This window comes from Paracoccus sp. IB05 (genome assembly GCF_016405985.1).
GTDB lineage: Bacteria > Pseudomonadota > Alphaproteobacteria > Rhodobacterales > Rhodobacteraceae > Pseudogemmobacter.
On record NZ_JAEFCF010000033.1, the window covers coordinates 1 to 23,606 of the forward strand.

Sequence of the window (23,606 nt, forward strand, 5' to 3'; positions counted from 1 at the left end):
ACTAACAGACTGGATTCGTGAGGTGAATCCTACGCTGCATTTGCGCAACAAAGCCAGCCAGAAGGAATCCTGACATGAAGAATGACAATGTGACCCAGCCCGCCATTCCTGATGGTCGGATCGAAATCGAAGGTAATACCTGCAGGCGCGATCCGCGCGGCGCCTTGGTGCCGATTGATGTGATCAAGGCTGTCGATCAGCTCGAGGATGGCGTGGTCCGCAAGATCATGCATTTCGCTGAGGATCTTTCCGCCCGCGTCTCCCGCTTCAAGGGCCATACCTTCACGGATCCGGGCGAATTCGACGCTCTGCTCGCACAGGAGTACTACGTCACCAGGGGCGGGCCGAAGGGAAATCGCACCTATACCTCCTGTGACGGCTTGATGCGTGTTTCGGTCAGGACCGCCGAACTGCTCGAATTCGGAACGGGCCTTCAGCAGGCGAAGTCCCTGTTCGACGAATGTCTGAACGAATGGACGCAAAACAGCCGTGCTGAGATCCGCGCCATCGTCCCTGATGCATTCAACACGGATCAGGAAGGCAAGATCTGCCGTTCCGCCATTTTCCGGCTGCTGCGGTATGATATCCGCGATCCGCGCTGGATCGAGGCCTGCCGCGCGCTGCGTGAGGCCATGCGCCCGATGGGCTAGAAGATCGATGTCAGGATCGAACAGCGCGAAGCTCCCGATGCGAAATGGGGCGCGGTCACCATCGATCTGGCGGCAGCGTGACATGCTGAGCATCAGCTTCCTGAACCGTGAACACGCCCAGGCTCTGGATCACGTCGTCGACCAGAATGTGGCGCAAAGTGCTGTCCGCTTTCCGGTCGGCAGCCGGGTTCTCTATCGCCCGGTCATGGGCGAGCCAGAGCAAGAGGTGACCAGGGTGCGCTTTGAACCCTGGGCGCTTGGACATGGCGCAGGTGTCGTGAAGGTCGAGGGCCGCGCGGGCGGCGTGTCGGTCGATCACCTCACCTTCATCGGGGAGGACCTGACGTGATAATCTCGTTTCACACGATGCGCGGCACGATCAATCTGCTTTCGCTCCGCCCCGAGGACATGATGGCGGAGATCTTCGCCGACGCCCTGGCGAAACAGAACCGTTATGGCGGCCGGACGCCTGAGCCGTGGTCCGTCGCCTCGCATTCGATGCTTGTCGAGGCCTTGTGCCCGCCCGAATACCGGCCCTGGGCGCTTCTGCCCGATGCCAACTCGGTCTTCATGGGCGAGTTCATGACCCCTTCGGTGGATTTGCTGGTCCATACCGATGGTATCGCGACGCTTCCTGATGCTGTCGCAATGACCAAGGGGCGCGTTGACCGTCAGATCGCAGCGGCCTGGGGCACCGCAGTGCTGTCCAGGGCGGCTACGGTGCGGCAAGCCGATCACATCGCATATCTGGCTGAAATCCGGACTTTTATGGGCATCCGGCCGGATCTGCCCCTGAACCCGGCCGGGGCTGCCCTCGCCGCCCCGCTCCCCCGCTCCGTCCAGCGCGGTGCGGGCCGGCTAAACTCCCACAGGAGAGAACTATGCCGAACAATCTTCCTAAATCCGACCTCGTCACCTTTGTTGCCGCCGATGCCGGCGTGACGAAGGATCAGGCGCAGGCGGTGCTGGACTCGCTCAGGCCGGTGATCCGGACCAATGCCGCCAATGGCTACACCATCGCGCTGCCCGGCCTCGGCCGTTTCACCGAAAAGGTTCGGTCCGCGCGCAGCGGGCGTAATCCCGCAACCGGCCATCTGCATCTGATGATGGGTGGCGCCTCGCTTTCGATGCTGAATATGGGCGCATTGTTCGGCTTTGACAGGGTGCGCGCCGCGCTCCTGGACTTCGCGGCCCGCCGGCCCGGCGATGAGATCCTGTTCGGCTATGCGGTGAATTATGTGATCTTTGGCGAAGAGAGGCCTGATCGCCATATCCTCGACCGGATCCTCGGTGATCGCCCGCTCTGCCTGATTGCCACCGACCTCCATTGCGCCTGGGCCAATACGAAGGCGCTGGAGCTGGCAGGGATCCTCCATGGTGCCGATCTCGGGCCGGGGGCTGAGGTGGTCATGGGCGCAGGCGGGCTGGCCAGTGGTGAATTGCGCGAATTTGCCGCGATGAACCGGGTGAAGATACTCTCTCGCCTGCAAGGCCGCGATGCGATGGATTACCGCGTGACCGGCGCCGAAGGCGAAGGCGCGCGCGAACATGACCGGGCGGTGATCCGCGCGGCAGGCGATTATTGCGCCCGCCATGGCATCACGCGCGCGGTGAAGATGGATGGCAATGCCTGGCAGGCCGGTCTGATGCGCGATCTGGCGCTGGCGGGCGAGATGCCGGTCAGGGTCAGCCTGCCTTTGATGCTTGAGGCCAAAGACGGGGTCGGGGGCATTGACCTGCCGGGTGACTTCGGACCGGACGTGCCGGGCTGGCTGTCCTTTGGCCGCATCAAGCTGTTCATGGATGGGGTGTTTGACACCTGGACCGCACTGACGGTCACCGATTACCCCGACCGCCCCGGCCTCCGGTCCGAGCCGCTGATCCCGCCGGATCTGTTCAATGCGATCTGCATCGAGGCCGACCGGCGCGGGTTGCGGATCACCACCCATGCGGTGGGCGACGGCGCGGTGCGCGCGGTGATTGATGGCGATGAGGCGGCGCGCGACGCCAATGGCGCCCGCGATGCGCGTCACCGGATCGAGCATATCGACACGATCACGCCCTCAGACCTCGACCGGCTTGGCCCCCTTGGCATCACCGCTTCGATGCAGCCGGTGCATCCTCCGGGGTCGGCGGGCCTGCCGCTGGAGCCCACGATCACCATCATGGGCGCGGCGCGCTGGCCCACCGTCTTCCCCTGGGCGATGGTTCTTGTCCGCGATGTGCCTCTGGCTTTCGGCACCGACTGGCCGGTCTCGCCGCTGTCACCACTTTACGCGATCCATTGTGCATTGACGCGTAAACCCGGTCAACCGGGGGCGGATGCTGGGCGGGTCTTCTTCTCTGAATTCGATGCTCTATATCCGGGGCGCGCGCCAGGATTACGATCAATGGGCGGCGCTTGGCTGCCAGGGCTGGGCCTGGTCGGATGTTCTGCCGCTGTTTAAACATCTAGAACGGAACCAGGTCGGCCAGAACCGCGCCTGCATGGCACAAAGGGCGAGCTGATCGTCGCCCGCCCGAAAGATCCGAACCCGGTTTGCGAGGACTATATCCGCACGGGCGAGGCGATCTGCCTGCCGCGCAACCGGGATTTCAACGGCGACAGCCAGCTCGGCCTTGGCATCTATGATGTGACGCAGAAGAATGGCATCCGGTTTTCGGCCTATAATGCCTATCTGGAGCCGGTACGAAGCCGCCCGAACCTGACCATCATGACCGGCACCGATCTGAAGCGCCTGATCCTGCAAGACCGCCGTGTCACCGGGGTCGAGATCACCCGCGGCGGCGTGCCGCAAACCGCAAGGGGATGCTGTCGACGAATTACGTGGTCGCAGGTGGCTTTGGCCGCACGCCTCTGGCCGAAGATGACCTGCCGGATGTGCAGTTCCATTTCGTTCCCGGCTATCGCAGCCATCGCGGCCGGCTGGTCGAATGGGGCCATGGTTTCGCGGTTCACACCTGCGTGCTGCGCCCGCGTTCGGACGGCGAGATCCGGCTGCGCCGCCAGGGCGATGGCGTGACCCATGAGATCGATCACCGCTTCTTCAGCGATTTCCGCGACGCGCGCGTGCTGGTCGAAGGGATCAAACTCTCGTGCCGGATCCTTGGTGCGGCCCCGATGGCAAGCCTTCAGGGGCGCGAAATCCTGCCCGGGCCAGGCGTCGTGACCGATGACGAGATCCTCGCCTGTCTTCGCGCCGGGGCGCTGATCGTCTATCACCCGGTCGGCACTGCGAAGATGGGCGTGGATGCGATGGCGGTGGTCGATCCGGTCTCGATGAAGGTGCATGGGATCGAGGGGCTGCGCGTCGCCGATGCCTCGGTCATGCCGAGGCTGATCGGCGGCAATACCAATGCGCCCAGCCAGATGATCGGTGAAAAGGCGGCAAGGGCGATCCTTGCCGCGTAACGGGGCGGGGCGGGCCAGTGACATAGGTTTCGCTGAAACACAGGGTCAACAAATATTCATCCCCTGGCCGGGGCAAGCGCGCTACATCTTGGCCAAGGCCTTACCCTTCAGGAGCATGACATGCCCGTCCACACGCGGATCCGCCCCTTCAACACCAAAGAAACCTATCCCGAGCAAAAGCTGAACAACGACCTCTGCCAGGCCGTTGTGGCGCGCGGGGCGACCGTGTTCGTGCGCGGCCAGATCGGCCAGGATCTCGACACCCGCGAGAGCGTCTGCATCGGTGACGTGGCCGGCCAGGCGCGCAAGGCGATGGAAAACATCAAAATGCTGCTGGAGGAATCCGGCTCGGATCTGACCCATATCTGCCGCGTGGTGATCTATCTGATCGATATCCGTTACCGCGAGGCGGTCTATAATGTGATGGGCGAATATCTGAAGGGCGTCTTCCCGGTCTCGACCGGTCTCGTGGTCTCGGCCCTGGCCCGCCCGGAATGGCTGGTCGAGATCGAGGCCACTGCCGTTATCCCGGACGAGGCATAATCTTATGACCTTCTCCATCTCGGCCCGCTGCGCCGATACCGGCATGTTCGGGATCGCGGTCAGCTCGTCCTCGCCTTCGGTCGCGGCGCGCTGCGCCCATGTGCGGGCCGGGGTGGGGGCGGTCTCGACCCAGAACATCACTGACCCCTCGCTTGGGCCAAAGGGGCTTGACCTGATGGCTGCCGGTCTTTCGGCGGGAGACGCGCTGGCACGGCTTATCGCAGAGGCGCCGCATATCGACTACCGCCAGCTCGCGCTGGTGGACCGGTCCGGCGGCACCGCCAGCCATTCCGGCGCGCGCACGCTTGGCCGTCACGCTTCGGCGCGGGGCGAGGGCGTGGTGGCTGCGGGCAATATGCTGTCCTCAGACGCCATTCCCGCCACGATGGTTGCGGCTTTCACCGCGGCAAAGGGGCATCTCGGCGACCGGCTGCTCGGCGCTATGCGCGCCGCGCTGGATGCCGGGGGCGAGGAAGGCCCGGTGCATTCGATGGGCCTTGTCATGGTTGATAAAGTGTCCTGGAATGTGGCAGATCTGCGCATCGACTGGACCGAGGGCGACCCGATTGCCGAATGTGCCGCCCTCTGGGCGCGCTGGCAACCCGAGATGGAGGCCTATGTCACCCGCGCGCTGAACCCTGCGGCTGCGCCGGGTTACGGTGTTCCCGGAGACCCGTGATACTTGCTTTCGCGGAGGCGCTCTGCTTCCTCTGAGGGCGGTCGGGGGGCAATGGCTCCTGCTTTCCCGACCGCTGTTTCTGCCCTTGCCGGACCCTGCCAGATGTCTGATGTGATCCCCGAAACCACTGATATTCTCGCCCGGCTGATCGCCGAGCCGACGCTGTCACGCCAGCCGAACCTCGCGCTGCTGGACTATGCCGAGGCGCTGCTGGCGCCCGCCGGCGCGCGGATCGAGCGTTTTGCCGCCCCCGATGGCAGCCGCGCCAATCTCTGGGCGACGATCGGGCCGGAGGGGCCGGGGGGCGTCATTCTTTCGGGCCATACCGATGTGGTCCCGGTTGCGGGCCAGGCCTGGACCATGGACCCGTTCACGCTGACGGCACGTGATGGCCGGCTTTACGGGCGCGGCACAGCCGATATGAAAGGCTTTGTTGCGAGCGCGATCCGCGCGGCCCTGCTGGCGGCGCGCGGCCCCCTCGCGGTGCCGCTGCATCTGGCGCTGTCTTATGACGAGGAAATCGGCTGTATCGGTGTGCGCTCGCTGATCGACGCGCTGGCGGGGCGGGCGGACCGGGCGGCGCTGTGCATCATCGGCGAGCCGACCTCGATGCAGATCGCCACCGGCCATAAGGGCAAACGCGGGCTGAAAGCCTGTTGCCACGGGGTCGAGGGCCATTCGGCGCTGGCGCCAAAGGTGCTGAACGCCCTGCATCTGGGGGCGGAGTTCATCCTGGCGCTGGATGCCGCGCAAGGGCGGCTGCGCGAGACCGGCGCGCGGGACACCGATTACGACATTCCCTATTCGACCATTCATGCCGGCGTGATGCAGGGCGGCACCGCGCTGAACATCGTGCCGAACCTGTGCGAGATCGATTTCGAGATCCGCAATATCGCCGCCGATGACCCCGACCTGATCCTGGCGGGGATCCGCCGCGCGGCGGATGAGATCGCGGCCCGTCATGGCAACCGCTTTCCCACCGCGCGGATCGCGATTGACGAGGTCTCGGGCTATCCCGGCCTTGAGACGCCGCAAGACAGTCCGGCGGTGGCCTGGCTGCGGGGGCTTCTGGGGCCGGATGCCGGGCTGATCAAAGTGGCGTTTGGCACCGAAGGCGGGCTTTTCGACCAGGCGCTGGGTCTGCCGGTGCTGATCTGTGGCCCGGGCTCGATGGATCAGGGCCACAAGCCCGATGAATATGTCAGCCAGGACCAGCTTGCCGCCTGTGACGCTATGCTGGGCTCGCTGGTCGAACGACTGCGGCAGGGCGGTCTCTGACCCGTTTTCAGGCCGTGCTGCCCGAGACGATTCCCACCCGCACCTCACTCAGGATCTCGGTCGCAAGATCGGGGTCGTCACTGGCCTTTGCCAGCAAAAGCGCGCCCACCATCGCGGCCCAGGTCCTGATCGCGGCGCGGCGCTGTTCGCCCGGGGCGCTTTCGGGGAAGGCAGCGCCCAGACGGTCGATCTGCACGCGGATGCTCTCCGTCAGCGCCGCGCGCGCTTCGGGCGAGTGATGCACCATATCGGGCCCAAGCGCCGGGGCGAGCGCCGGGATATGGCAGCCGCGCGTCGGATCGGTGCAGACCCCGGGCGACAGATAGCTGTCGAGAAAGCTCTCGAGACTGGGCCGCGATTCGCGCATCTTCTCGCAACGGTGCTGCAGGATCTGCGCGATCAGATCCTCTTTTGACCGGAAATGGCCATAAAACGCGCCATGGGTCAGGCCGGCGGCTTTCATCACCTCGGCCAGTGTCACGCCGTCAAAACCCTTTTGCTGAAACATACGGCAGGCCGCCTCCAGGATTCTGGACCGGTTTTCAGCCATTTGCGCGCGACTGACCTTCATTGGCCCCCCTTACCGGTTTCCTGGTTGACAAAATACATGACCGTCATCATGAATAAACAAACATGATGGCTGTCATGTTTATATCCCGCTTGCGCGGCCATGACAACCTGCCCAGCCTCTCGCCGATCCCCTCCTCAGGGGCGCGGCGCCCCAGATCCGGAACCCGATGATGACCTCTGAACCGCAATCGACCGAAGCGCTGTTTCGCCCCTTTTCGCTGAAAACCCTGACGCTGAAGAACCGCATCGTGATGGCGCCGATGACGCGCTGCATGGCGCCCGAGGGCATTCCCGGCCCCGCCAATGCCGAATATTACCGCAGGCGCGCGGCGGGGGATGTCGGGCTGATCCTGACCGAGGGCACGGTGATCGACCGCCCGGCCTCGCGCAACCATTATGGCATCCCGTTCTTCCATGGCGAGGCGGCACTGGCCGGCTGGAAGGGCGTGGCGGATGCGGTTCACGGCGCGGGTGGCAGGATCGCCCCGCAGATCTGGCATACCGGATCGACCCGTGCCGGCAAATGGGAGCCGGAGGCGCCGGTTGAAAGCCCCTCGGGTCTTGTCGGGCCAGAGGAGCCGCGCGGTGTGGCGATGACCGAGGAAGACATCGCCGATACGGTCGCGGCCTTTGCCCGCGCGGCGGCGGATGCGAAACGGCTGGGCTTTGACTCGGTCGAGCTGCATGGCGCACATGGCTATCTGATCGACCAGTTCTTCTGGGATGGCACCAATAAGCGCGCGGATGTTTATGGCGGCGCGACCATCGCAGAGCGCTCGCGCTTTGCAGCCGAGGCGGTGCGGGCGGTACGTGCGGCGGTCGGCCCCGACTTCCCGCTGATCCTGCGCGTCAGCCAGTGGAAACAGCAAAATTACGACGCGCGCCTCGCCACGACGCCCGATGAGATGACCGCCTGGCTCGCGCCGCTGGTCGGGGCGGGGGTGGATATCCTCCATTGCTCGCAGCGCCGGGTCTGGGTGCCGGAATTCCCCGAACTTGACGGCGAGAACGGGCTGAACTTTGCCGGCTGGGCGAAAAAGCTGACCGGGGCCGCGACGATTTCGGTTGGCTCCGTGGGCCTCGATACCGAATTCTTCGGCGCGTTCCGGGGGCAGGGCTCGGCTGCGGCGCCGATCAGCAATCTGCTGGAGCGGATGGCGCGGGACGAGTTCGACCTGGTCGCCGTGGGCCGGGTGCTGCTGGCTGATCCGGACTGGGCGGCCAAGGTCGAGGCCGGTCGTTTTGATGATCTGCAAGGTTTCTCGGGCGAGGCGATGAAGGAACTGGTCTGAGGCGGCGTTACTCCGGGGCGCGGGCGACCCAGCCCCGGAAGGACAATCCGGCGTAAAACAAGGCGGGGGCGGTGAAACCGGCCTCGCAAAGCAGCGCTTCCTCTTCGGCCTGGGTCAGAAGCGTCAGCCGTTCCGCCATGACCCGCGCCGAAGCGGCGGCCTGGGCGGGATCGGCGGCATCCCCCTGCGCGAACAGCGCCGAGCGGGTCAGCCAGTCCTCTGCCGCGCCTTCGGGCTGGCTGTGATGCGCGATGATCAGGGCCGCGCCGGGTTTCAGCCGCTGGCGCAGCGCGGTCAGGGTGGCAAGCCGCGTTGCCCGATCGAGGAAATGCAGCACCAGCAGGCAGGTGGCCCCGTCATAGGGACCGGCGGGCGCGTCGCTGATGACCCCCTGTTGCAGATCGACCCTAGCCGCCAATGGGCCAAGAAGCGCCGCGGCTTCGGTCAGCATCGGTTCGGAGGGGTCAAGACCCAGAAAGGACCAGCGCGGGCGGGCACGGGCAAAGGCCAGCAGCTCCAGCCCGCCCCCGGCACCGAGGATCAGCATGCGCGCCTCTGTCGGCGCCGATTGCGACAGAAGGATCAGCGCCATCCGGTGCAGATCGTGAAATCCCGGCACCCGGCCCGGCGTGGTCTCTGCGTAAGAGCGGGTCAGGCCCGGATCCCGGAAGGGAGCATCGCTCGCGGCAGTGGTCAAGGTGGTTTCCCCTTAAGGTCAGGGCAGCGTAGCCCGGTCGCGTTCTGCGTCAAGCGGCCCCCTTGGCCCATGGCGTAAGCCCGGGGACAGGCGGGCAACTGCGGCGGGGTCACAGGCGCGTAGCTGTTGGCGGCATGAAAAATCCCGGCCCGCGCTGGCGGACCGGGATCGGATATCAGGGCAGGCCAGCTTTGGCCCCGATGTGTTTTCAGGCCCCGAGATCGTCGGGCAGCAGCGCCTCGGGGAGGTTCTGCCAGGAGACCGGGCGCAGGAAGCGGCGGATCGACAGGGTGCCGACAGAAGTTGCGCCGAAATTGGTCGAGGCCGGGTAGGGCCCGCCATGAACCATGGCATCGGCGACTTCGACCCCGGTCGGGAAGCCGTTGAACAGCACGCGGCCCGCCTTGCGCTCCAGCACCGGAAGCAGGCTGCGCGCCGCTTCGGTATCGCCCGCATCCATATGGATGGTCGCGGTCAGCTGACCCTCGAAACCACGCGCGAGGCGCTGCATGTCCTCAAGCGAGGCAACCCGCACCACCAGACCCAGCGGGCCGAAGACTTCTTCCGACAGCGCGTGATCGGCGAGGAACTGCTCGCCGCGCGTCTCGTAAAGATTGGGCGAGGCTTCGCGGCCCTCGGACAGGGTTTCATAGACCGGCTTGACGGTGTTGCGGCTCTGGAACCGGGCCTGGCCATCGCGGTAGGCTTGCGCGATGCCGGGGGTCAGCATGGTCTGCGGGCCGGTTTTCGCCAGCGCCTCTTTCATCGCGCCGACAAGGCGGTCGGCATCCGGCCCGTCAATCACCACGGCAATGCCGGGATTGGTGCAGAACTGCCCCGCGCCCATGGTGAGCGATCCCGCCCAGGCGGTGCCGAGCGCTTCGGCGCGGGCTTTCGCGGCCTCGGGCAGCACGAACATCGGGTTCACCGAGCCCAGCTCGCCGAAGAAGGGGATCGGCTCGGGGCGTTGGGCGCAAAGATCAAAGAGCGCGCGCCCGCCTGCGAGGCTGCCGGTGAAACCGACCGCTTTGATCAGCGGATGCTGCACGACCGCCGCGCCAACCTCGCGATTGCCGCCCTGGATCAGGCTGAAGACGCCCGGATGCACGCCACATTTCGCGATGGCGGCGTGGATCGCTTCGGCGATGATCTCGCCGGTGCCGGGATGGGCGGAATGGCCCTTCACCACGACCGGGCAACCGGCGGCAAGGGCTGCGGCGGTGTCGCCACCAGCGGTCGAGAAGGCCAGCGGGAAGTTCGAGGCGCCGAAGACCGCGACCGGCCCGATGGGGCGTTCGATCAGCCGCAGATCGGGGCGCGGCAGCGGCTGGCGCGCGGGCAAAGCCACATCATGGCGGCGGTCGAGATAGTTGCCCTGGCGGATATGGCTTGCGAAAAGCCGCAGCTGGCCGGTGGTGCGGCCACGTTCCCCCTGGAGGCGGGCCGTCGGCAGGCCGGTCTCAGACGCGCCGATTTCGGTAATGGCTTCGGCGCGGGCCTCGATCTCATCGGCGATGGTTTCAAGAAATACCGCCCGGCTTTCGCGCGAGGACCAGCCATAGGACCAGAAGGCCTCTTCGGCGGCCTGGGCCGCGCGGTCCACCAGCGCCACAGTGCCAAGCGCGAAATCGAATGCCGGGCCATGTGCCGGTTCCGAGCGGAAGGTGCCGGAGCCCGCGACCCATTCGCCTGCGATCAGATGTTTGCCATGTGGGGTGAACGTCATTTCAGCCTCTCTCCAGATCGCAGCGGAGCGCCCGGAGTGGCCCCGGCCAGGGCCGGAGCAGGTCGCGCCGCTATTTGCCGACAATATGTATACAGATATGGCGGCCAGGATGACAAGCCTCGCACCCGCCCGGTCGCAGCCGACGGGCAGCCGGCGCGCATCCGGGATGCGGTGCTTGCGGGCCTGCCAGCCCCGGCCCCGATAGAGGTGCGGCGGCGCGGTTTCAAAAGCAGGAATCACAGACCCTGGGGTGCGGCGACATTTGCGGGATGGTCAGGGCGCGGCTCAGAAGCCAGGCGCACCGTCCCAGCTGTCATGCGGTGCCGTTCCGGCATAGGCGGCCAGGAAGACCCGCACCGCATCGGCGGCGAGGGCGTCGATCACGCTTTGCGCCGGCGGTTCGCGCAGGACGCCGAACAGACGCTGGCGCCAGACCCCGGCCATGGCAAGCTCGCTGAACTGCTGCGCGGCGCGGGGCGGGTCGGGGATGGCAAGCACCCCGGCCGCAGTGGCCTCGGCCAGCCAGCGCCCGAGCCGCCCCAGCACATGCCGCCCGCCCGCATCATAGAAGCGCTGTGCCAGATCGGGCATCCGCTCGGCCACGGCAACAACAATCCGCTGGGCGCGCAGCATCTCATCCGAGGTCAGCACCTGCACCAGCGCCACCGCATAGGCGGTCAGGCGGCTCGCGACATCCCCGGGGCCGGAGAGCGCAAAGCCAAGCTGGCCCGTAAGCCGGTCGCGCTGCTGTTCGACAAGGGCAACGAAGAGATCCTCTTTGCCCTGGAAATAGACATAGAGCGTGCCCTTCGAGACCGCAGCCGCGCGGCAGATGCCATTCATCGTGGTGGCGTCAAAGCCATGGGCGCGGAACTCTTCCCAGGCGCCCGCGAGGATCTGGTCGCGTTTGCGCGGATCGGTCCCGGCGGCATGGCGTTTTGCGCGCGGCGGCGGTGAAGCGGGCGAGGGGGGCGTGGGGCTGGTCATGGCGACAATATAATCGAACCGCGCGGTTCGATGGAATATTGAAATTTGCCAAAGACAGGATTATCTGAGCGCATCGAACCGTTGGGTTCAATGAAATTCAGCCGGGTGAGTCGATCATGTCCCGTCACGAACGTCCCGAAATCAATCAGCCGGAAATTGCGCCTGTCGCGCCCTCGCCGGTTCTGCCTGTGACGCCTCCTGCCGCAGCGCCAAAGGGCGGGCGCAAGAAATATGTGCTGGGCGGGCTGGCGCTGATCGCATTGCTCGCCGGCGGTTATGAAGGCTGGTCCTGGTGGACCAACGGGCGCTTTATGGTCACGACAGATGACGCCTATGTCCAGGCCGATCTCTCGCTGATTTCGTCCAAGATCACCGGTTACGTCTCGGAGATCGCGGTCGAATCCAATCAGCATGTGAAGATGGGCGATGTGCTGTTCCGCATTGATGATGGCGATTACCGCATCTCGCTGGAGCAATCCGAGGTCCGGCTGACCGAGCTGACCGCGACGCTCGCCCGGATCGACGCCCAGATCGAGGCGGCCGAAAGCACCGTCACCCAGGCCGATGCGCAGCGCGTGGCCTCAGACGCCGTGCTGACGGCGGCGAAAAGCAATGCCGAACGGGTGCGCGGCCTCGCGGAACGCCGGGTCAGCAGCCAGGCCGATCTTGACAAAGCGAATGAGGCGCTGGCGACCGCCGAGGCCAGCCGTACGTCGGCCACTGCCGCGATTGCCGGTGCGAAAGCCCAGGTCGAGGTGCTGAAAGCGCAGCGGACCGAGACCGCCTCGACCCGGCGTGAGCTGGAGCTTGGGGTGGCCCAGGTGCAGCGCGATCTGGATTTCACCGTGATGCGCGCGCCCTTTGACGGCACCGTGGCCAATATCGCGATCAAACAGGGCGAACTGGTCAGCGCCGGGGCAAAACTGGCGGCGGTGATTCCTGATCACGGGCTTTATGTCGAGGCCAATCTGAAGGAAACCCAGCTGGCCGGAATCCGCATCGGCCAGAGCGTGAAAGTCGGCATCGACGCGCTCGACGGGCATGAGGTGGAAGGCCGCGTGGTCTCGCTCGCGCCCGCGACAGGGGCGGTGTTCTCGCTCCTGCCCGCGAACAATGCGACCGGCAATTTCACCAAGATCGTGCAGCGCGTGCCGGTGCGGATCGAGCTGCCGGAAGGCACCCCGGGTCTGCGCGCCGGGCTTTCGGTCGAGATTGCGATCGACACCCGCACCGGGCCGCAGGAAACCGCAGTCGCCGGAGCCGAGTGATGTCTGCCCCCATCGCAATCCCGGCAGAGCCGGAGATGACGCCGCGCCGGGTCGCGGCGTTTCTGGTCATGGTCTTTGGGATGTTCATGGCCATCCTCGACATCCAGATCGTTTCGGCCTCGCTGCCGGAGATCCAGGCGGGGCTGGGGGCCTCCTCGGATGAAATCTCCTGGGTGCAGACCTCCTATCTGATCGCCGAAGTGATCATGATCCCGCTTTCGGGCTTTCTCGGGCGGATGATGTCGACGCGCTGGCTCTTTGCGCTCTCGGCGGCGGGGTTCACGGCCGCGTCCTTCCTTTGCGCGACGTCGGGGTCGATCAATGAGATGATCCTGTGGCGCGCGGTTCAGGGCTTCCTCGGCGGCGGTATGATCCCTTCGGTCTTTGCGGCGGCCTTCACCATCTTCCCGCCGTCAAAGCGCAATATCGTCTCGCCGATGATCGGTCTGGTGGCGACGCTGGCGCCAACCGTTGGCCCGACCGTGGGCGGCTATCTGAGCCATGCTTTGTCCTGGCACTGGCTGTTCCTCGTCAATGTCCCTGCGGGCATCGCGGTGACGCTTGGGGTGCTGGCACTCGTGGATTTCGACGAGCCCGACTGGTCTTTGTTCCAGAAATTCGACTGGACCGGGCTCGTTGCGCTGGCCGCCTTCCTTGGAGCGATGGAATATGTGCTGGAGGAAGGCCCGAACAATGACTGGTTCCAGGATGAGGCGGTCGCGATCCTTTTCGTGGTCATGGTTGTCGGCGGCATCACCACCTTCTGGCGCGCCTTTACCCGGGAAGAGCCGGTGGTCGATTTCTCGGCCTTTACCAACACGAATTTCGCGGTCGGATCGGTATTTTCCTTTGTGATGGGCATCGGCCTTTACGGCATGACCTATCTCTACCCGCTCTACCTGTCCTCGGTCCGGGGCTATGACAGTCTGATGATCGGCGAGACGGTCTTTGTCTCGGGGCTTGCGATGTTCTTTACCGCGCCGCTGGCCGGGTTTCTGGGGTCGAAGATTGACCTCCGGGTCATGCTGCTTCTGGGCTTTATCGGCTTTGGCACCTCGTCCTGGATGCTGACCCATATGACCGCCGACTGGGATTTCAACGAGCTGTTCTGGCCCCAGGTGCTGCGGGGTGTCTCGCTGATGATCTGCATGGTGCCGATCAACAACCTGGCGCTTGGCACGCTGCCGCCGGCCAAGATGAAATCCGCCTCGGGGCTTTACAATCTGATGCGCAACCTGGGCGGCGCGGTCGGGCTGGCGACGATCAACACCATCCTGACGGATCGTCGCGCGCTGCACACGGCGCGGCTGGACGAGGCGGTGAACTGGGCCAACCCCGAGGCGTTGCGCCAGCTTGAGATGATGCGCCAGAACCTTGTCACCAATGGTCTGAACCCGGATGCTGCGCTGGCGCAGATGGCGGGGAAAGTGGCGGGCCAGGCGGCGATCATGTCCTTCATCGACATTTTCACGCTGCTGACCTTCCTCTTCATGGGGCTTGCCGTCATGGCGCTGGCGATGCGGCCTCCGGCCCGGGCCGGAGGGGGCGGTGGGGGCGGGCATTGACCACCGCCTTCACCTTTGAGCGATCCCCGCAGGCCGCCTTGTGCGAAACCTTGACATTTTGTGGCTTTGGCGCGACGGAAGTCGGGCCGGAACACGTAAGAGACGTCAGCCAGGTGCAGCTTTTCCATGGAAATGCTGCCCAAGCGATCCGGATCGCCGCCCCTTTGCGGCCAAGCTGATGCGAGATCGCCTGATGACTGTCCCCGCCTGTCCTGCCGCCATTCGTGACGCGACCAGCTCTGCTGGTGCGACGCCCGCCGGTGATACGCCTGATTTCCTGATTTCCGGCCCGCGCCATAGCCTGGCGCTTGGCCCCGCGCGGCGCCATCTGCCGCCAGGGCCGCTGGCGAGCCTGCCGGCGCGTTCCGAGGCGTTTTTTGCCGCCGGTCATGACGGGCCGCAGCTGTTGGCCGGTGCGGTGCCCTATGATCGCGAGGCGGCAGATTGCCTGTACCAGCCCGGTTCAGTGCTGGATATGCCGGTGGCGCCGGTCGCGCTGGCCGCGCCGCAGGCCGTGATGCGGATCCGGGCCGAGCCTGCCCCCCGCCAGTACCGCGAGGCGGTCGCGGCGGCGGTCAGGCGCATTGCCGAGGGGGAATTCTCGAAAATCGTGCTCTCGCGCAGCCTGGTGCTGACCTCAGAGCGCCCGCATGATCCGGATCTTCTGTTGCAGATGCTGCGCCAGGACGGGTTGGCGACGCTGTTCTCGGTGCCGCTGCCACCGCGTCAGGCCGGGGTGCCGCATCGGCTGATCGGGGCCACGCCCGAGCTGCTTGTGGAGAAACGCGGGCGGCTTGTGGCCTCGCATCCGCTGGCAGGATCGGCACGGCGCGCGGCGGACCCGCCGCAAGACCGCGCGGCGGGCGAGGCGCTGTTGCGATCTGACAAAGACCTGCGCGAACATGCGATGGCGGCGGAAATGGTGCTGGATACGCTGGCGCCCTTCTGCGCGCAGCTTGCCGCCCCCGAAGGCGTGAGCCTCAGCGCAACGGCGCGGATGTGGCATCTGGGCACCCGGATCGAGGGCGTGCTGCGTGACGCCTCCACCCCTTGCGCAACGCTGCTGGCCGCGCTGCATCCGACGCCCGCGGTTTGCGGCCTGCCACGCGCGGCGGCCGATGCGGCACTGCCCGGACTTGAGGGCTATGCGCGGGGCTTTTATGCCGGGGCGGTCGGCTGGCTCGAGGCGGGGGGCGATGGCTGCTGGTATCTTGCGCTGCGCTGCGCCGGGATCGAAGGGCGTGAGGCGCGGCTTTATGCCGGCGCGGGCATCGTGCGCGGCTCTGACCCCGAGGCCGAAGAGGCCGAAACCCATGCCAAATTCCTGGCAATGCTGGCCGCTTTCGGGCAGGACGGCGAGATCATCATCGGGGACTGAACCATGGCCGGCCTGCCGCAGATCGCATCCTATCCGCTGCCGCATGGCGCCGAGATCCCGCCCTCGCGCGGCCCCTGGCAGCTGGTGCCCGCGCGCGCGGCGCTGCTGATCCATGACATGCAGCGCTATTTCCTGCGCCCCTATGCGCCGGGGGAAAGCCCGATCGCCCCCGCCATCGCCAATATGGCAAAGCTTGCCGCCGCCGCCCGCGCCGCCGGGCTTCCGGTTTTCTACACCGCGCAGGATGGCAATCAGGACCGCCGTGACCGTGGCCTCCAGGCCGATCTCTGGGGCCCGGGCATGTCGGCAGACCCCGACCATCAGGCGATCATCCCGGAGCTTGCGCCCGAAGCCCGGGATTTCGTGCTGGTCAAACACCGCTATTCGGCGTTCCAGCGTTCGAACCTTGATCAGCTGATGCGGGTCCGGGGGCGGGATCAGCTGATCATCTGCGGCGTTTATGCCCATATCGGCTGTATGATGACCGCCGGCGAAGCCTTCCAGCGCGATATAGAGCCCTTCATGGCCGCCGATGCGCTGGCGGATTTCAGCCGCGCGGATCATGACATGGCCCTGAAATGGGTGGCGGGGCGTTGTGGCGTGGTGCAGGACACAAAGGCGCTGATTGCGGCGATCACCGCCGGAAAAGGGGCATAGGATGCGGCTCACGGGGTTTGAGGGCGCACTTGCGCTGGTGACGGGCGCGGGCGGCGGCATTGGCCGCGCGGTGGTGCAGCTTTTGCTTGATGCCGGGGCGCGGGTGGTGGCGACGGATCTAGCGCTGCCGGATCTGCCGGCGCAGCAGGGGCTCAGCTGTCTTGCGCTTGATGTGGCGGATGCTGCGGCGGTGGAGCGGCTGGTCGTTGAAACCGAGGCGCGACACGGCCCGGTGCGGTTCGGGATTTCGGTCGCCGGAGTGCTGGCGACCGGCCTTGTGACCGAGACCTCCGATGCCGACTGGCGGCGGGTGTTTTCCGTGAATACCGACGGCGTATTCCACCTCACGCGCGCGCTGGCGCGGGTGATGGGGCCAAGGGGCGAGGGTGCGCTGGTCGCGGTTTCCTCAAACGCCGCCGGGGTGCCGCGCTACGGCATGGCGGCCTATGCCGCGTCAAAGGCGGCCGCGACGATGTATATGCGCACGCTCGGGATGGAGCTCGCGCCGCGCGGGATCCGCTGCAATATCGTGGCGCCGGGTTCGACCAGGACGCCGATGCAGACCGGTATGTGGGCCGATGCCAGCGGCGAGGCGCGGGTGATTGCGGGCATCCAGGAGCAGTTCAAACCCGGCATCCCGCTTGGCAAGATCGCCGAGCCTGACGATGTCGCCAATGCGGTGATGTTTCTGCTGTCAGACCAGGCCGGCCACGTCACCATGGCCAATCTCTATGTGGATGGCGGCGCCACACAACAGGCCTGACGCCTGCGTCCCGGCCTCTGGCCGTCGCGCAAGGCTCTGTTTCGGAAGGCAAAGCCGGTATGTAGGTGCTTTGACCCCGTGACGCGGCAAAGCCCGGTCGGGCCATGGCAGGTCGCGGATTATTTAGTCGCGCCCGTCCATTCATCACGCAAAAGCCCGTATATCAGCAGATCGCACAGGCCTTTGTGCGTGATTTCGTGCTGACGCAGATACGCTTCGCGGGTAAAGCCGAGACGTTCAATGAGCCGCACCGAAGCCTGGTTTTCCGCGTCAATTTCCACATAGAGACGGCGATAGTCCCCCTCGGAGAAGAGGTGATCCACCAGCGCTGTCATGCATTCTGTCGCGACGCCATGCCCCTGGCGCTCTGCTATGGTGATATAGCCCAGCTCCAGTACCCCTGCATCACGCCCCGGGAATGCGACAAAGCGGCCGGCAAGGGTGCCATCTGTTTTGTCTGTGGCCACCCATGTCCGTCCGGGCCATTCGCTGTCGGTCAGCCAGTCCGCCAGGGCCTCCGGAGAGGTGAAATGCGGCTGCGACATATATCGGCACTGGGCTTCGTCAGAAAGCGTCCCGTAAAGGGCGGCCGTATCGGAGCGCTCAAGCGCCCGCATCGTGAAACGGGTTGTGTCGAATGTCCTGGTGGCAGGGCCGGATGTCATTTGCTCATCGCTTTTTAAGGTCATGCCAGTGGCATAGCCGAATGGCATGTTTGCGGCCACCGGGCAAAATCAGATGGGCTGCGTTCCCGCCCCCCGGGTTCCGGCGATGGTCGGTCTGGTTTGTCGGGACGGATCGTTGCAGAGGGGAGGGGGCAGAGGGCCAGGGCAGTCGGGTTCCCAAAAGCCGGGCCTTATCTGCCACTGTCTGACATCCAGACCCGCCTTGCATTGCCGGCGAGGATCGCGTGGCGTTCGGCCCCGCTCAGCCCCGCAAGCAGGGCCTGACTTGCCGCCACCCATTCCGCCAGCCCCGATTGCAGCGTGCAGACCGGGCTGTCCGACCCCCAGACCATCCGCGCCGGGCCAAAGGTTTCCAGCACATGACCGACCCAGGGGGTGAGGGTTGCGAGGCTCCAGTCCGGCTTGCCATAGGCCGTGATGCCCGAGAGTTTGATCATCACATTCGGCCGCTGCGCCAGATCGGTGATCGCCGCCGCCCAGGGGGCAAAGGCGCCGCCCGCGATATCGGGAACGCCGCAATGGTCGAGTATGAAAGTGGTGTCCGGCGCCGCATCGGCGAGGCTCGCGCCCAGCGGCAATTGCCGCGCCAGAAGGCACAGATCAAAGGGCAGGCCGGCCGGGCCGAGGCGGCGGATATTCTCGCGAAAAAGGCTTTGCTGCGACAGATCATCGGGCATCACATGCAACACGCGGCGGATCCCCCTGACCACGCGCCGGTCCTGGGCGTCGAGCCAGGCGGCGAAGCCCGCAGCCTCGGGCCGCGCTGAAGAGATCGCGCCCCGGATCAGGCTGTCGGGCCGCGCCATCAGTTCCGCAACGAAAGCGGTTTCGGCCCCGATCTGTTCCCCGGCCACATCAACTTCCATATGCAGCACATCGGTGATGCCGCTGCGCCGCGCCACGGCCTCATACTCGGCATAGCTCCAGTCGCGGTCCAGCGCCGGTGCGCCCGCCAGCCAGGGATAGCTGAGCCGGCTGCGATCCATCAGGTGAAGATGGGTGTCGAAGATCATCGTTTCCTCCTCCTCCGCGTCGCGCGGCGGCGCCCGGGCGCTTTATACGACGGAATCCGGCGCGCGGGCGACAGTGTTACTTGACTCACTCTGGCATGTCACGTTTAACTATAAAAAGATGTTCTGAATATGAAATCGCATGGCTGCTGGAGGCGGCCCGGGGACATCATAACGGGAGGAGATACCATGAAGGGATTCGGGGCCGGTTCTGTACTGGCACTGCTTGCAAGTTTCGGTTTCGCGCCGGCCGCCATGGCCGAGGGCGAATTTGCCGGCGTCACGGTCGAGGCCAAGCTGATCGGAGGCCAGCAATATGAGGCGCTTTACAGCCGTATTGCCGACTGGGAAAAAGCGACCGGTGCCACCGTCAAAATCATCAGCCAGAAAAACCATTTCGAGCTGGATAAGGAATATAAGGCCGATATCGCCGCCGGGACGACCGGCTGGTGCGTGGGGTCGAACCATTCGTCTTTTGCGCCGCAATACCCGGCGCTCTTCACCGACCTGACGCCGCTGGTTTCGGCGGAGTCGGTTGCGGGCTTTGTCCCCGGCAATATCAAAGCCGCCACCATTGACGGCAAACTGGTGATGCTGCCGCGCGCGCAATTTGATGTCTCGGCGCTGTATTACCAGAAATCGCTCTATGCCGATCCGGCCAAAGCCGAAGCCTTCAAGGCGAAATATGGCTATGATCTCGCCCCGCCCGAGACCTGGGACCAGTTCCGCGAACAGGCTGAATTCTTTGCCGATCCGCCGAATTTCTACGGCACGCAATATGCCGGCAAGGATGAGGCGATCAACGGTCGCTTCTATGAGCTCGTCGTCGCCAATGGCGGCAAGATGTTCAATGACGACATGTCGCCCGCCTTCAACTCGGATGCAGGCAAAGAATCGCTGCAATGGTTCGTTGACCTCTACAAGGCCGGCGCTGTGCCTCCGGGCACCACCAACTACCTCTGGGACGATCTGGGCAATGGTTTCGCCTCGGGCACCATCGCGCTGAATCTCGACTGGCCGGGATGGTCGGGCTTCTTCAACGATCCGGCCGCCTCGAAAGTGGCGGGCAATGTCGGCGTGGCGCCGGCACCGAAAGGCTCGGCAGGCGTTCGCACCGGCTGGTCGGGTTTCCACGGCTTCTCGGTCACCGAGGCCTGTGCCACGAAAGAGGCCGCCGCCTCGCTGGTTGATTTCCTGACCAATGAAGACAGCCAGAAGCTGGAATCCGCACCCGGCCCGCTGCCGTCGCGGACGGCGGTCTGGGAGTATATCATCGCGCAGGCCAAGGACGATCCCTACAAATCCGAAGTGCTCGCCGCCTTCCAGGAAACCGCGCTGACGGCTTTCCCGGTGCCGCCGACCCCTTACTGGATCGAATCCGGCAACCTGATCTTCCCGGAACTGCAGGCCGCGATCCTTGGCGACAAGACCGTGGACCAGGCACTGGAAGATGCATCGAATGCAGTTGACGAGCTGATGAAGGAAAACGGCGTCTACTGATCCGAACCCTCCTTGCGGGCGGCGCCGGAAGGGTGCCGCCCGCATTTTATAACAGTCCCCGCGATGGGACGCTCAGCCCGGAAAAATCATGACCCGCGCCAAGCTTCCACCCTGGCTTCTCCTGCTCATGCCCGCCTTCCTGATCCTGGCGGCGGTGGTGCTGGTGCCGCTTTTGCTGTCTCTGTATTCCAGTTTCACGCCTTATCACCTGACCCGTCCCGAGACGCTGTGGAAGATCAACTTCCCCTTCAACTATGAGAAGGCGCTGACCGATCCGGGGTTCTGGAAGGCCTTTGGCCGCACGGTCCTTTTGCTGACCATCGCGCTGAACCTTGAGATGCTGCTGGGTCTTGGCCTTGCGCTGATGGTGGCCAAGGTGCGGCGCGGCCAGCGCACTTTGCGCACGATGATGATGTTCCCGATGATGTTCTCGCCCATTCTGGTGGGTTTCATGTTCAAGTTCATCTTCAATGACAATGTGGGCCTCGTGAACAATGCGCTGCAGTCGATGGGCCTCGCCTCCACCGCGATCCCCTGGCTGGTCGATGGCAATCTGGCGCTTTTCGCGATCATCTGCGCCGAAGTCTGGATGAGCACCTCTGTCTTCGCGATCCTGATCCTCGCGGGGCTTTTCGCCCTGCCGCAGGACCCGCTGGAGGCCGCGAAAGTCGATGGCTGCACGCCCTGGCAAAGCTTTCGCTATGTGACTTTGCCCTTCCTGATGCCCTTCATCTATATCGCCATGGCGATCCGCAGCCTGGACGTGGCCCGCGCCTATGACATCGTGCAGGTGATGACCGGCGGCGGCCCCGCCAAACGGACCGAGCTGTTATGGACCATGATCGGGCGCACCGGCTATGTCGATGCCCGCATGGGATATGCGAATGCGATGGGCTATATCGCGATCCTCCTGTCGATTGCCTTCACCGTTTACTTCTTCCTCAAGCTGCAACGCGCGCGGCGTGAGCTGGGCATGGGAGACTGATATGGCATCCGCCTCGCAACACCGTCTGCGCAAACGTCTCCTGAAAACCGGCCATTTCATCGGCCTCTTCCTTGCGATGTGTGTGATCTGCATCCCCGGCCTCTGGGTGGTGCTGAACTCTTTCCGCCCGACCGTCGAGATCATGGCGAAACCGCCGGTCTGGATCCCGAATGAGCTGAACCTTGACCATTACCGCGCCATGTTCGGCGGCGCGGGGCAGGGCGGCATCCCGGTCTGGACCTATTTCACCAATTCGCTGATCATCTCGGTCACCTCGACCGTGATCGCGCTCCTGGTGGGGATGGCCGGGGGCTATGCCTTTGCCCGCTATAAATTCAAAGGCAAGGGCATGACCTTTGTCATGCTGATGGCGACGCGTGCCGTGCCGGGTGTGGCGCTGTCCCTGCCCGTGTTCATCATCTTTGGCAGGACCGGGCTGATCGACACCCATCTCGGTATGATCCTCGTCTATGTCGCGATGAATGTGCCCTTCACCATCTGGCTGATCGACGGATTTTTCCGCCAGGTGCCGAAAGAACTGGCCGAGGCTGCCGAGATCGACGGCTGCACCCGCTGGCAGGCCTTCTGGAAGGTGGAATTCCCGGTCGCCCGCGCCGGTATCGCAAGCGCCGGCATCTTCGCCTTCCTGACCTCGTGGAACGAATATGCCCTGGCCTCGCAGCTGACGCGCTCGGTCTCGTCCAAGACAATGCCGGTCGGCCTTCTCGACTTCACCTCGCAATTCACCCTGAACTGGGGCGGCATGTGCGCCCTTGCGGTCCTTATGATCATCCCCGCGTTGATCCTGACCTTCCTCGTTCAGAAACATCTGATCGCCGGCCTGACCTTCGGCGGCGTGAAAGGATAAGCCATGGCCCAGGTCCATCTGAAAAACGTCAAGAAAAGCTATGGCGCGCTGGATGTCGTGCATTCGATCAACCTCTCGATTGCCGAGGGCGAGTTTGTCGTTCTGGTCGGCCCTTCGGGCTGCGGGAAATCGACGACTTTGCGCATGGTCGCGGGGCTGGAAGACATCTCGGGCGGCGAGATCGTGATCGGCGACCGAGTCGTCAACGACCTGCCGCCGCGCGAGCGCAACCTCGCGATGGTGTTCCAGAATTACGCGCTTTACCCGCATATGACGGTGCGCGAGAATCTGGGCTTTTCTCTGAAGATCGCGAAGAAGTCGCAGGCCGAAATCAATAAGGCGGTGGATGAGGCGGCTGAAATCCTCGCGCTGACGCCTTTGCTGGACCGCAAGCCCGGCGCGCTTTCGGGCGGTCAGCGCCAGCGCGTCGCCATGGGCCGCGCCATCGTGCGCCAGCCGGATGTGTTCCTCTTTGACGAGCCGCTGTCCAATCTGGATGCAAAACTGCGCACCCAGATGCGGGTCGAGATCAAGAAGCTGCACCAGAAGGTCGGCTCGACGGTGATCTATGTCACCCATGACCAGATCGAGGCGATGACCCTTGCCGACCGCATCGTGATCATGCGCGATGGCCATATCGTCCAAGTCGGCACCCCGCTCGATGTGTTCGAAAACCCGGTCAACACCTTCGTCGCGACCTTTATCGGTTCGCCGCCGATGAACCTGCTGTCGGGAGTGGTGAAGGGCGATCAACTGGGCCTCTCGGACGGCACCCGCATCCCGCTGCCGCCGGGGATGAAACTGGCGGATGGCCGCCGCGTGCAGCTTGGCATCCGCGCCGACAATATCATGCCCGAAGGGCACGCGCTGCCCCCCACCGCCCATATGGCACATGTCGATATGAAAGTGACCCTGTCGGAGCCACTTGGCACCGAAACCGTGGTCTATGCCCAGCTCGCCGGCACCGAGGTCCAGGCCAAGATGCTGAACCCGCGCCCGGTTGTCCCCGGCGAAGTGCTGCGCTTTGGCATCGCGCTCGACAAATGCCACCTCTTCGATGCTGACACCGGCCTTAATCTGAAAGCGTGAGCC

24 protein-coding genes and 2 pseudogenes are annotated in these 23,606 nt (G+C 64.8%); 20 read left to right on the forward strand and 6 right to left on the reverse strand.

Translation table 11 applies throughout. The annotated features are described in order from the left end of the window. Positions 1-74 precede the first annotated feature (74 nt). The 10 genes and pseudogenes from JC607_RS18525 to argE all read left to right on the forward strand — a co-directional run bounded on the left by JC607_RS18525 (position 75) and on the right by argE (position 6,562). Positions 75-650, forward strand: coding sequence for a DUF3164 family protein (locus JC607_RS18525; protein WP_233093006.1), 576 nt, complete (start codon positions 75-77; stop codon positions 648-650). 82 nt (positions 651-732) lie between these two features. Next, entirely contained in the window at positions 733-999 is a 267-nt protein-coding gene (locus JC607_RS18530) for a hypothetical protein (protein WP_198838376.1), read from the forward strand. Further along, on the forward strand, positions 996-1,592 hold the full coding sequence (locus tag JC607_RS18535; protein ID WP_198838377.1) for a hypothetical protein: 597 nt from the start codon (positions 996-998) through the stop codon (positions 1,590-1,592). Before JC607_RS18530 ends, JC607_RS18535 begins: the two co-directional genes overlap by 4 nt. Beyond that, positions 1,532-2,947 (forward strand): annotated as a pseudogene (locus JC607_RS18540) (amidohydrolase family protein); the annotation flags it as partial. The gene JC607_RS18535 and the pseudogene JC607_RS18540, both read left to right, overlap by 61 nt. 55 nt (positions 2,948-3,002) lie before the next feature. Beyond that, positions 3,003-3,158, forward strand: coding sequence for a GMC family oxidoreductase N-terminal domain-containing protein (locus JC607_RS26150; protein WP_370584871.1), 156 nt, complete (start codon positions 3,003-3,005; stop codon positions 3,156-3,158). A gap of 44 nt (positions 3,159-3,202) precedes the next feature. Then, positions 3,203-3,376 (forward strand): annotated as a pseudogene (locus JC607_RS26155) (GMC family oxidoreductase N-terminal domain-containing protein); the annotation flags it as partial. Positions 3,377-3,459: 83 nt separating this feature from the next. Then, positions 3,460-4,062, forward strand: coding sequence for a GMC family oxidoreductase (locus tag JC607_RS18545; RefSeq protein WP_198838379.1), 603 nt, complete (start codon positions 3,460-3,462; stop codon positions 4,060-4,062). Positions 4,063-4,182: 120 nt separating this feature from the next. After that, the gene (locus tag JC607_RS18550; RefSeq protein ID WP_092898826.1) at positions 4,183-4,605 is read left to right on the forward strand and encodes a RidA family protein; all 423 of its coding nucleotides are present in this window, start codon (positions 4,183-4,185) and stop codon (positions 4,603-4,605) included. Positions 4,606-4,609: 4 nt separating this feature from the next. Continuing rightward, positions 4,610-5,284: a DUF1028 domain-containing protein gene (locus JC607_RS18555; RefSeq protein ID WP_198838380.1), complete on the forward strand. Its 675-nt coding sequence runs from the start codon at positions 4,610-4,612 to the stop codon at positions 5,282-5,284. Positions 5,285-5,386: 102 nt separating this feature from the next. Continuing rightward, a complete protein-coding gene (gene argE, locus JC607_RS18560) occupies positions 5,387-6,562 on the forward strand; it encodes an acetylornithine deacetylase (protein ID WP_198838381.1) in 1,176 nt (391 codons plus the stop codon). Between the two features lie 7 nt (positions 6,563-6,569). On the opposite strand, the gene JC607_RS18565 is transcribed toward argE, so the two are convergent. Next, positions 6,570-7,133, reverse strand: a complete 564-nt coding sequence (locus JC607_RS18565; RefSeq protein WP_370584873.1) for a TetR/AcrR family transcriptional regulator — start codon at positions 7,131-7,133, stop codon at positions 6,570-6,572. 169 nt (positions 7,134-7,302) lie between these two features. On the opposite strand from JC607_RS18565, the gene JC607_RS18570 reads away from it, so the two are divergent. Next, a complete protein-coding gene (locus JC607_RS18570) occupies positions 7,303-8,424 on the forward strand; it encodes an NADH:flavin oxidoreductase (RefSeq protein ID WP_198838383.1) in 1,122 nt (373 codons plus the stop codon). 7 nt (positions 8,425-8,431) lie between these two features. On the opposite strand, the gene JC607_RS18575 is transcribed toward JC607_RS18570, so the two are convergent. From JC607_RS18575 to JC607_RS18585, 3 genes are all read right to left on the reverse strand, one after another. Next, positions 8,432-9,121: a class I SAM-dependent methyltransferase gene (locus tag JC607_RS18575; RefSeq protein ID WP_233093007.1), complete on the reverse strand. Its 690-nt coding sequence runs from the start codon at positions 9,119-9,121 to the stop codon at positions 8,432-8,434. A 208-nt stretch (positions 9,122-9,329) separates the two neighbouring features. Continuing rightward, positions 9,330-10,847, reverse strand: coding sequence for an aldehyde dehydrogenase (NADP(+)) (locus JC607_RS18580; protein ID WP_198838384.1), 1,518 nt, complete (start codon positions 10,845-10,847; stop codon positions 9,330-9,332). Positions 10,848-11,132: 285 nt separating this feature from the next. After that, positions 11,133-11,834: a TetR/AcrR family transcriptional regulator gene (locus JC607_RS18585; protein WP_198838385.1), complete on the reverse strand. Its 702-nt coding sequence runs from the start codon at positions 11,832-11,834 to the stop codon at positions 11,133-11,135. Positions 11,835-11,950: 116 nt separating this feature from the next. On the opposite strand from JC607_RS18585, the gene JC607_RS18590 reads away from it, so the two are divergent. The 5 genes from JC607_RS18590 to dhbA all read left to right on the forward strand — a co-directional run bounded on the left by JC607_RS18590 (position 11,951) and on the right by dhbA (position 17,465). Continuing rightward, positions 11,951-13,102, forward strand: a complete 1,152-nt coding sequence (locus tag JC607_RS18590) for an HlyD family secretion protein (protein ID WP_198838386.1) — start codon at positions 11,951-11,953, stop codon at positions 13,100-13,102. Beyond that, complete coding sequence (locus tag JC607_RS18595; RefSeq protein ID WP_198838387.1) at positions 13,102-14,667, forward strand: DHA2 family efflux MFS transporter permease subunit; 1,566 nt, start codon at positions 13,102-13,104, stop codon at positions 14,665-14,667. The genes JC607_RS18590 and JC607_RS18595 overlap by 1 nt, the downstream gene beginning before the upstream one ends. A gap of 193 nt (positions 14,668-14,860) precedes the next feature. Next, positions 14,861-16,045, forward strand: a complete 1,185-nt coding sequence (locus JC607_RS18600; protein ID WP_198838388.1) for an isochorismate synthase MenF — start codon at positions 14,861-14,863, stop codon at positions 16,043-16,045. A 3-nt stretch (positions 16,046-16,048) separates the two neighbouring features. Continuing rightward, positions 16,049-16,702 carry an isochorismatase family protein gene (locus JC607_RS18605; RefSeq protein WP_198838389.1) on the forward strand — a complete coding sequence of 218 codons (654 nt, stop codon included), beginning with the start codon at positions 16,049-16,051 and terminating at the stop codon, positions 16,700-16,702. Between the two features lies 1 nt (position 16,703). Next, positions 16,704-17,465: a 2,3-dihydro-2,3-dihydroxybenzoate dehydrogenase gene (gene dhbA / locus JC607_RS18610; protein WP_198838390.1), complete on the forward strand. Its 762-nt coding sequence runs from the start codon at positions 16,704-16,706 to the stop codon at positions 17,463-17,465. 119 nt (positions 17,466-17,584) lie between these two features. On the opposite strand, the gene JC607_RS18615 is transcribed toward dhbA, so the two are convergent. Next, positions 17,585-18,130 carry a GNAT family N-acetyltransferase gene (locus JC607_RS18615; RefSeq protein ID WP_198838391.1) on the reverse strand — a complete coding sequence of 182 codons (546 nt, stop codon included), beginning with the start codon at positions 18,128-18,130 and terminating at the stop codon, positions 17,585-17,587. A 191-nt stretch (positions 18,131-18,321) separates the two neighbouring features. Next, the gene (locus JC607_RS18620) at positions 18,322-19,164 is read right to left on the reverse strand and encodes an amidohydrolase (protein ID WP_198838392.1); all 843 of its coding nucleotides are present in this window, start codon (positions 19,162-19,164) and stop codon (positions 18,322-18,324) included. Between the two features lie 186 nt (positions 19,165-19,350). Between JC607_RS18620 and JC607_RS18625 the strand changes: the two genes are divergently transcribed. From JC607_RS18625 to JC607_RS18640, 4 genes are all read left to right on the forward strand, one after another. After that, positions 19,351-20,661, forward strand: coding sequence for a sugar ABC transporter substrate-binding protein (locus JC607_RS18625; protein ID WP_198838393.1), 1,311 nt, complete (start codon positions 19,351-19,353; stop codon positions 20,659-20,661). A gap of 88 nt (positions 20,662-20,749) precedes the next feature. After that, entirely contained in the window at positions 20,750-21,646 is an 897-nt protein-coding gene (locus tag JC607_RS18630; protein WP_092898800.1) for a carbohydrate ABC transporter permease, read from the forward strand. Between the two features lies 1 nt (position 21,647). Further along, entirely contained in the window at positions 21,648-22,514 is an 867-nt protein-coding gene (locus JC607_RS18635) for a carbohydrate ABC transporter permease (protein ID WP_092898798.1), read from the forward strand. 3 nt (positions 22,515-22,517) lie between these two features. Continuing rightward, the gene (locus tag JC607_RS18640) at positions 22,518-23,603 is read left to right on the forward strand and encodes an ABC transporter ATP-binding protein (protein WP_198838394.1); all 1,086 of its coding nucleotides are present in this window, start codon (positions 22,518-22,520) and stop codon (positions 23,601-23,603) included. Positions 23,604-23,606: the final 3 nt, after the last annotated feature.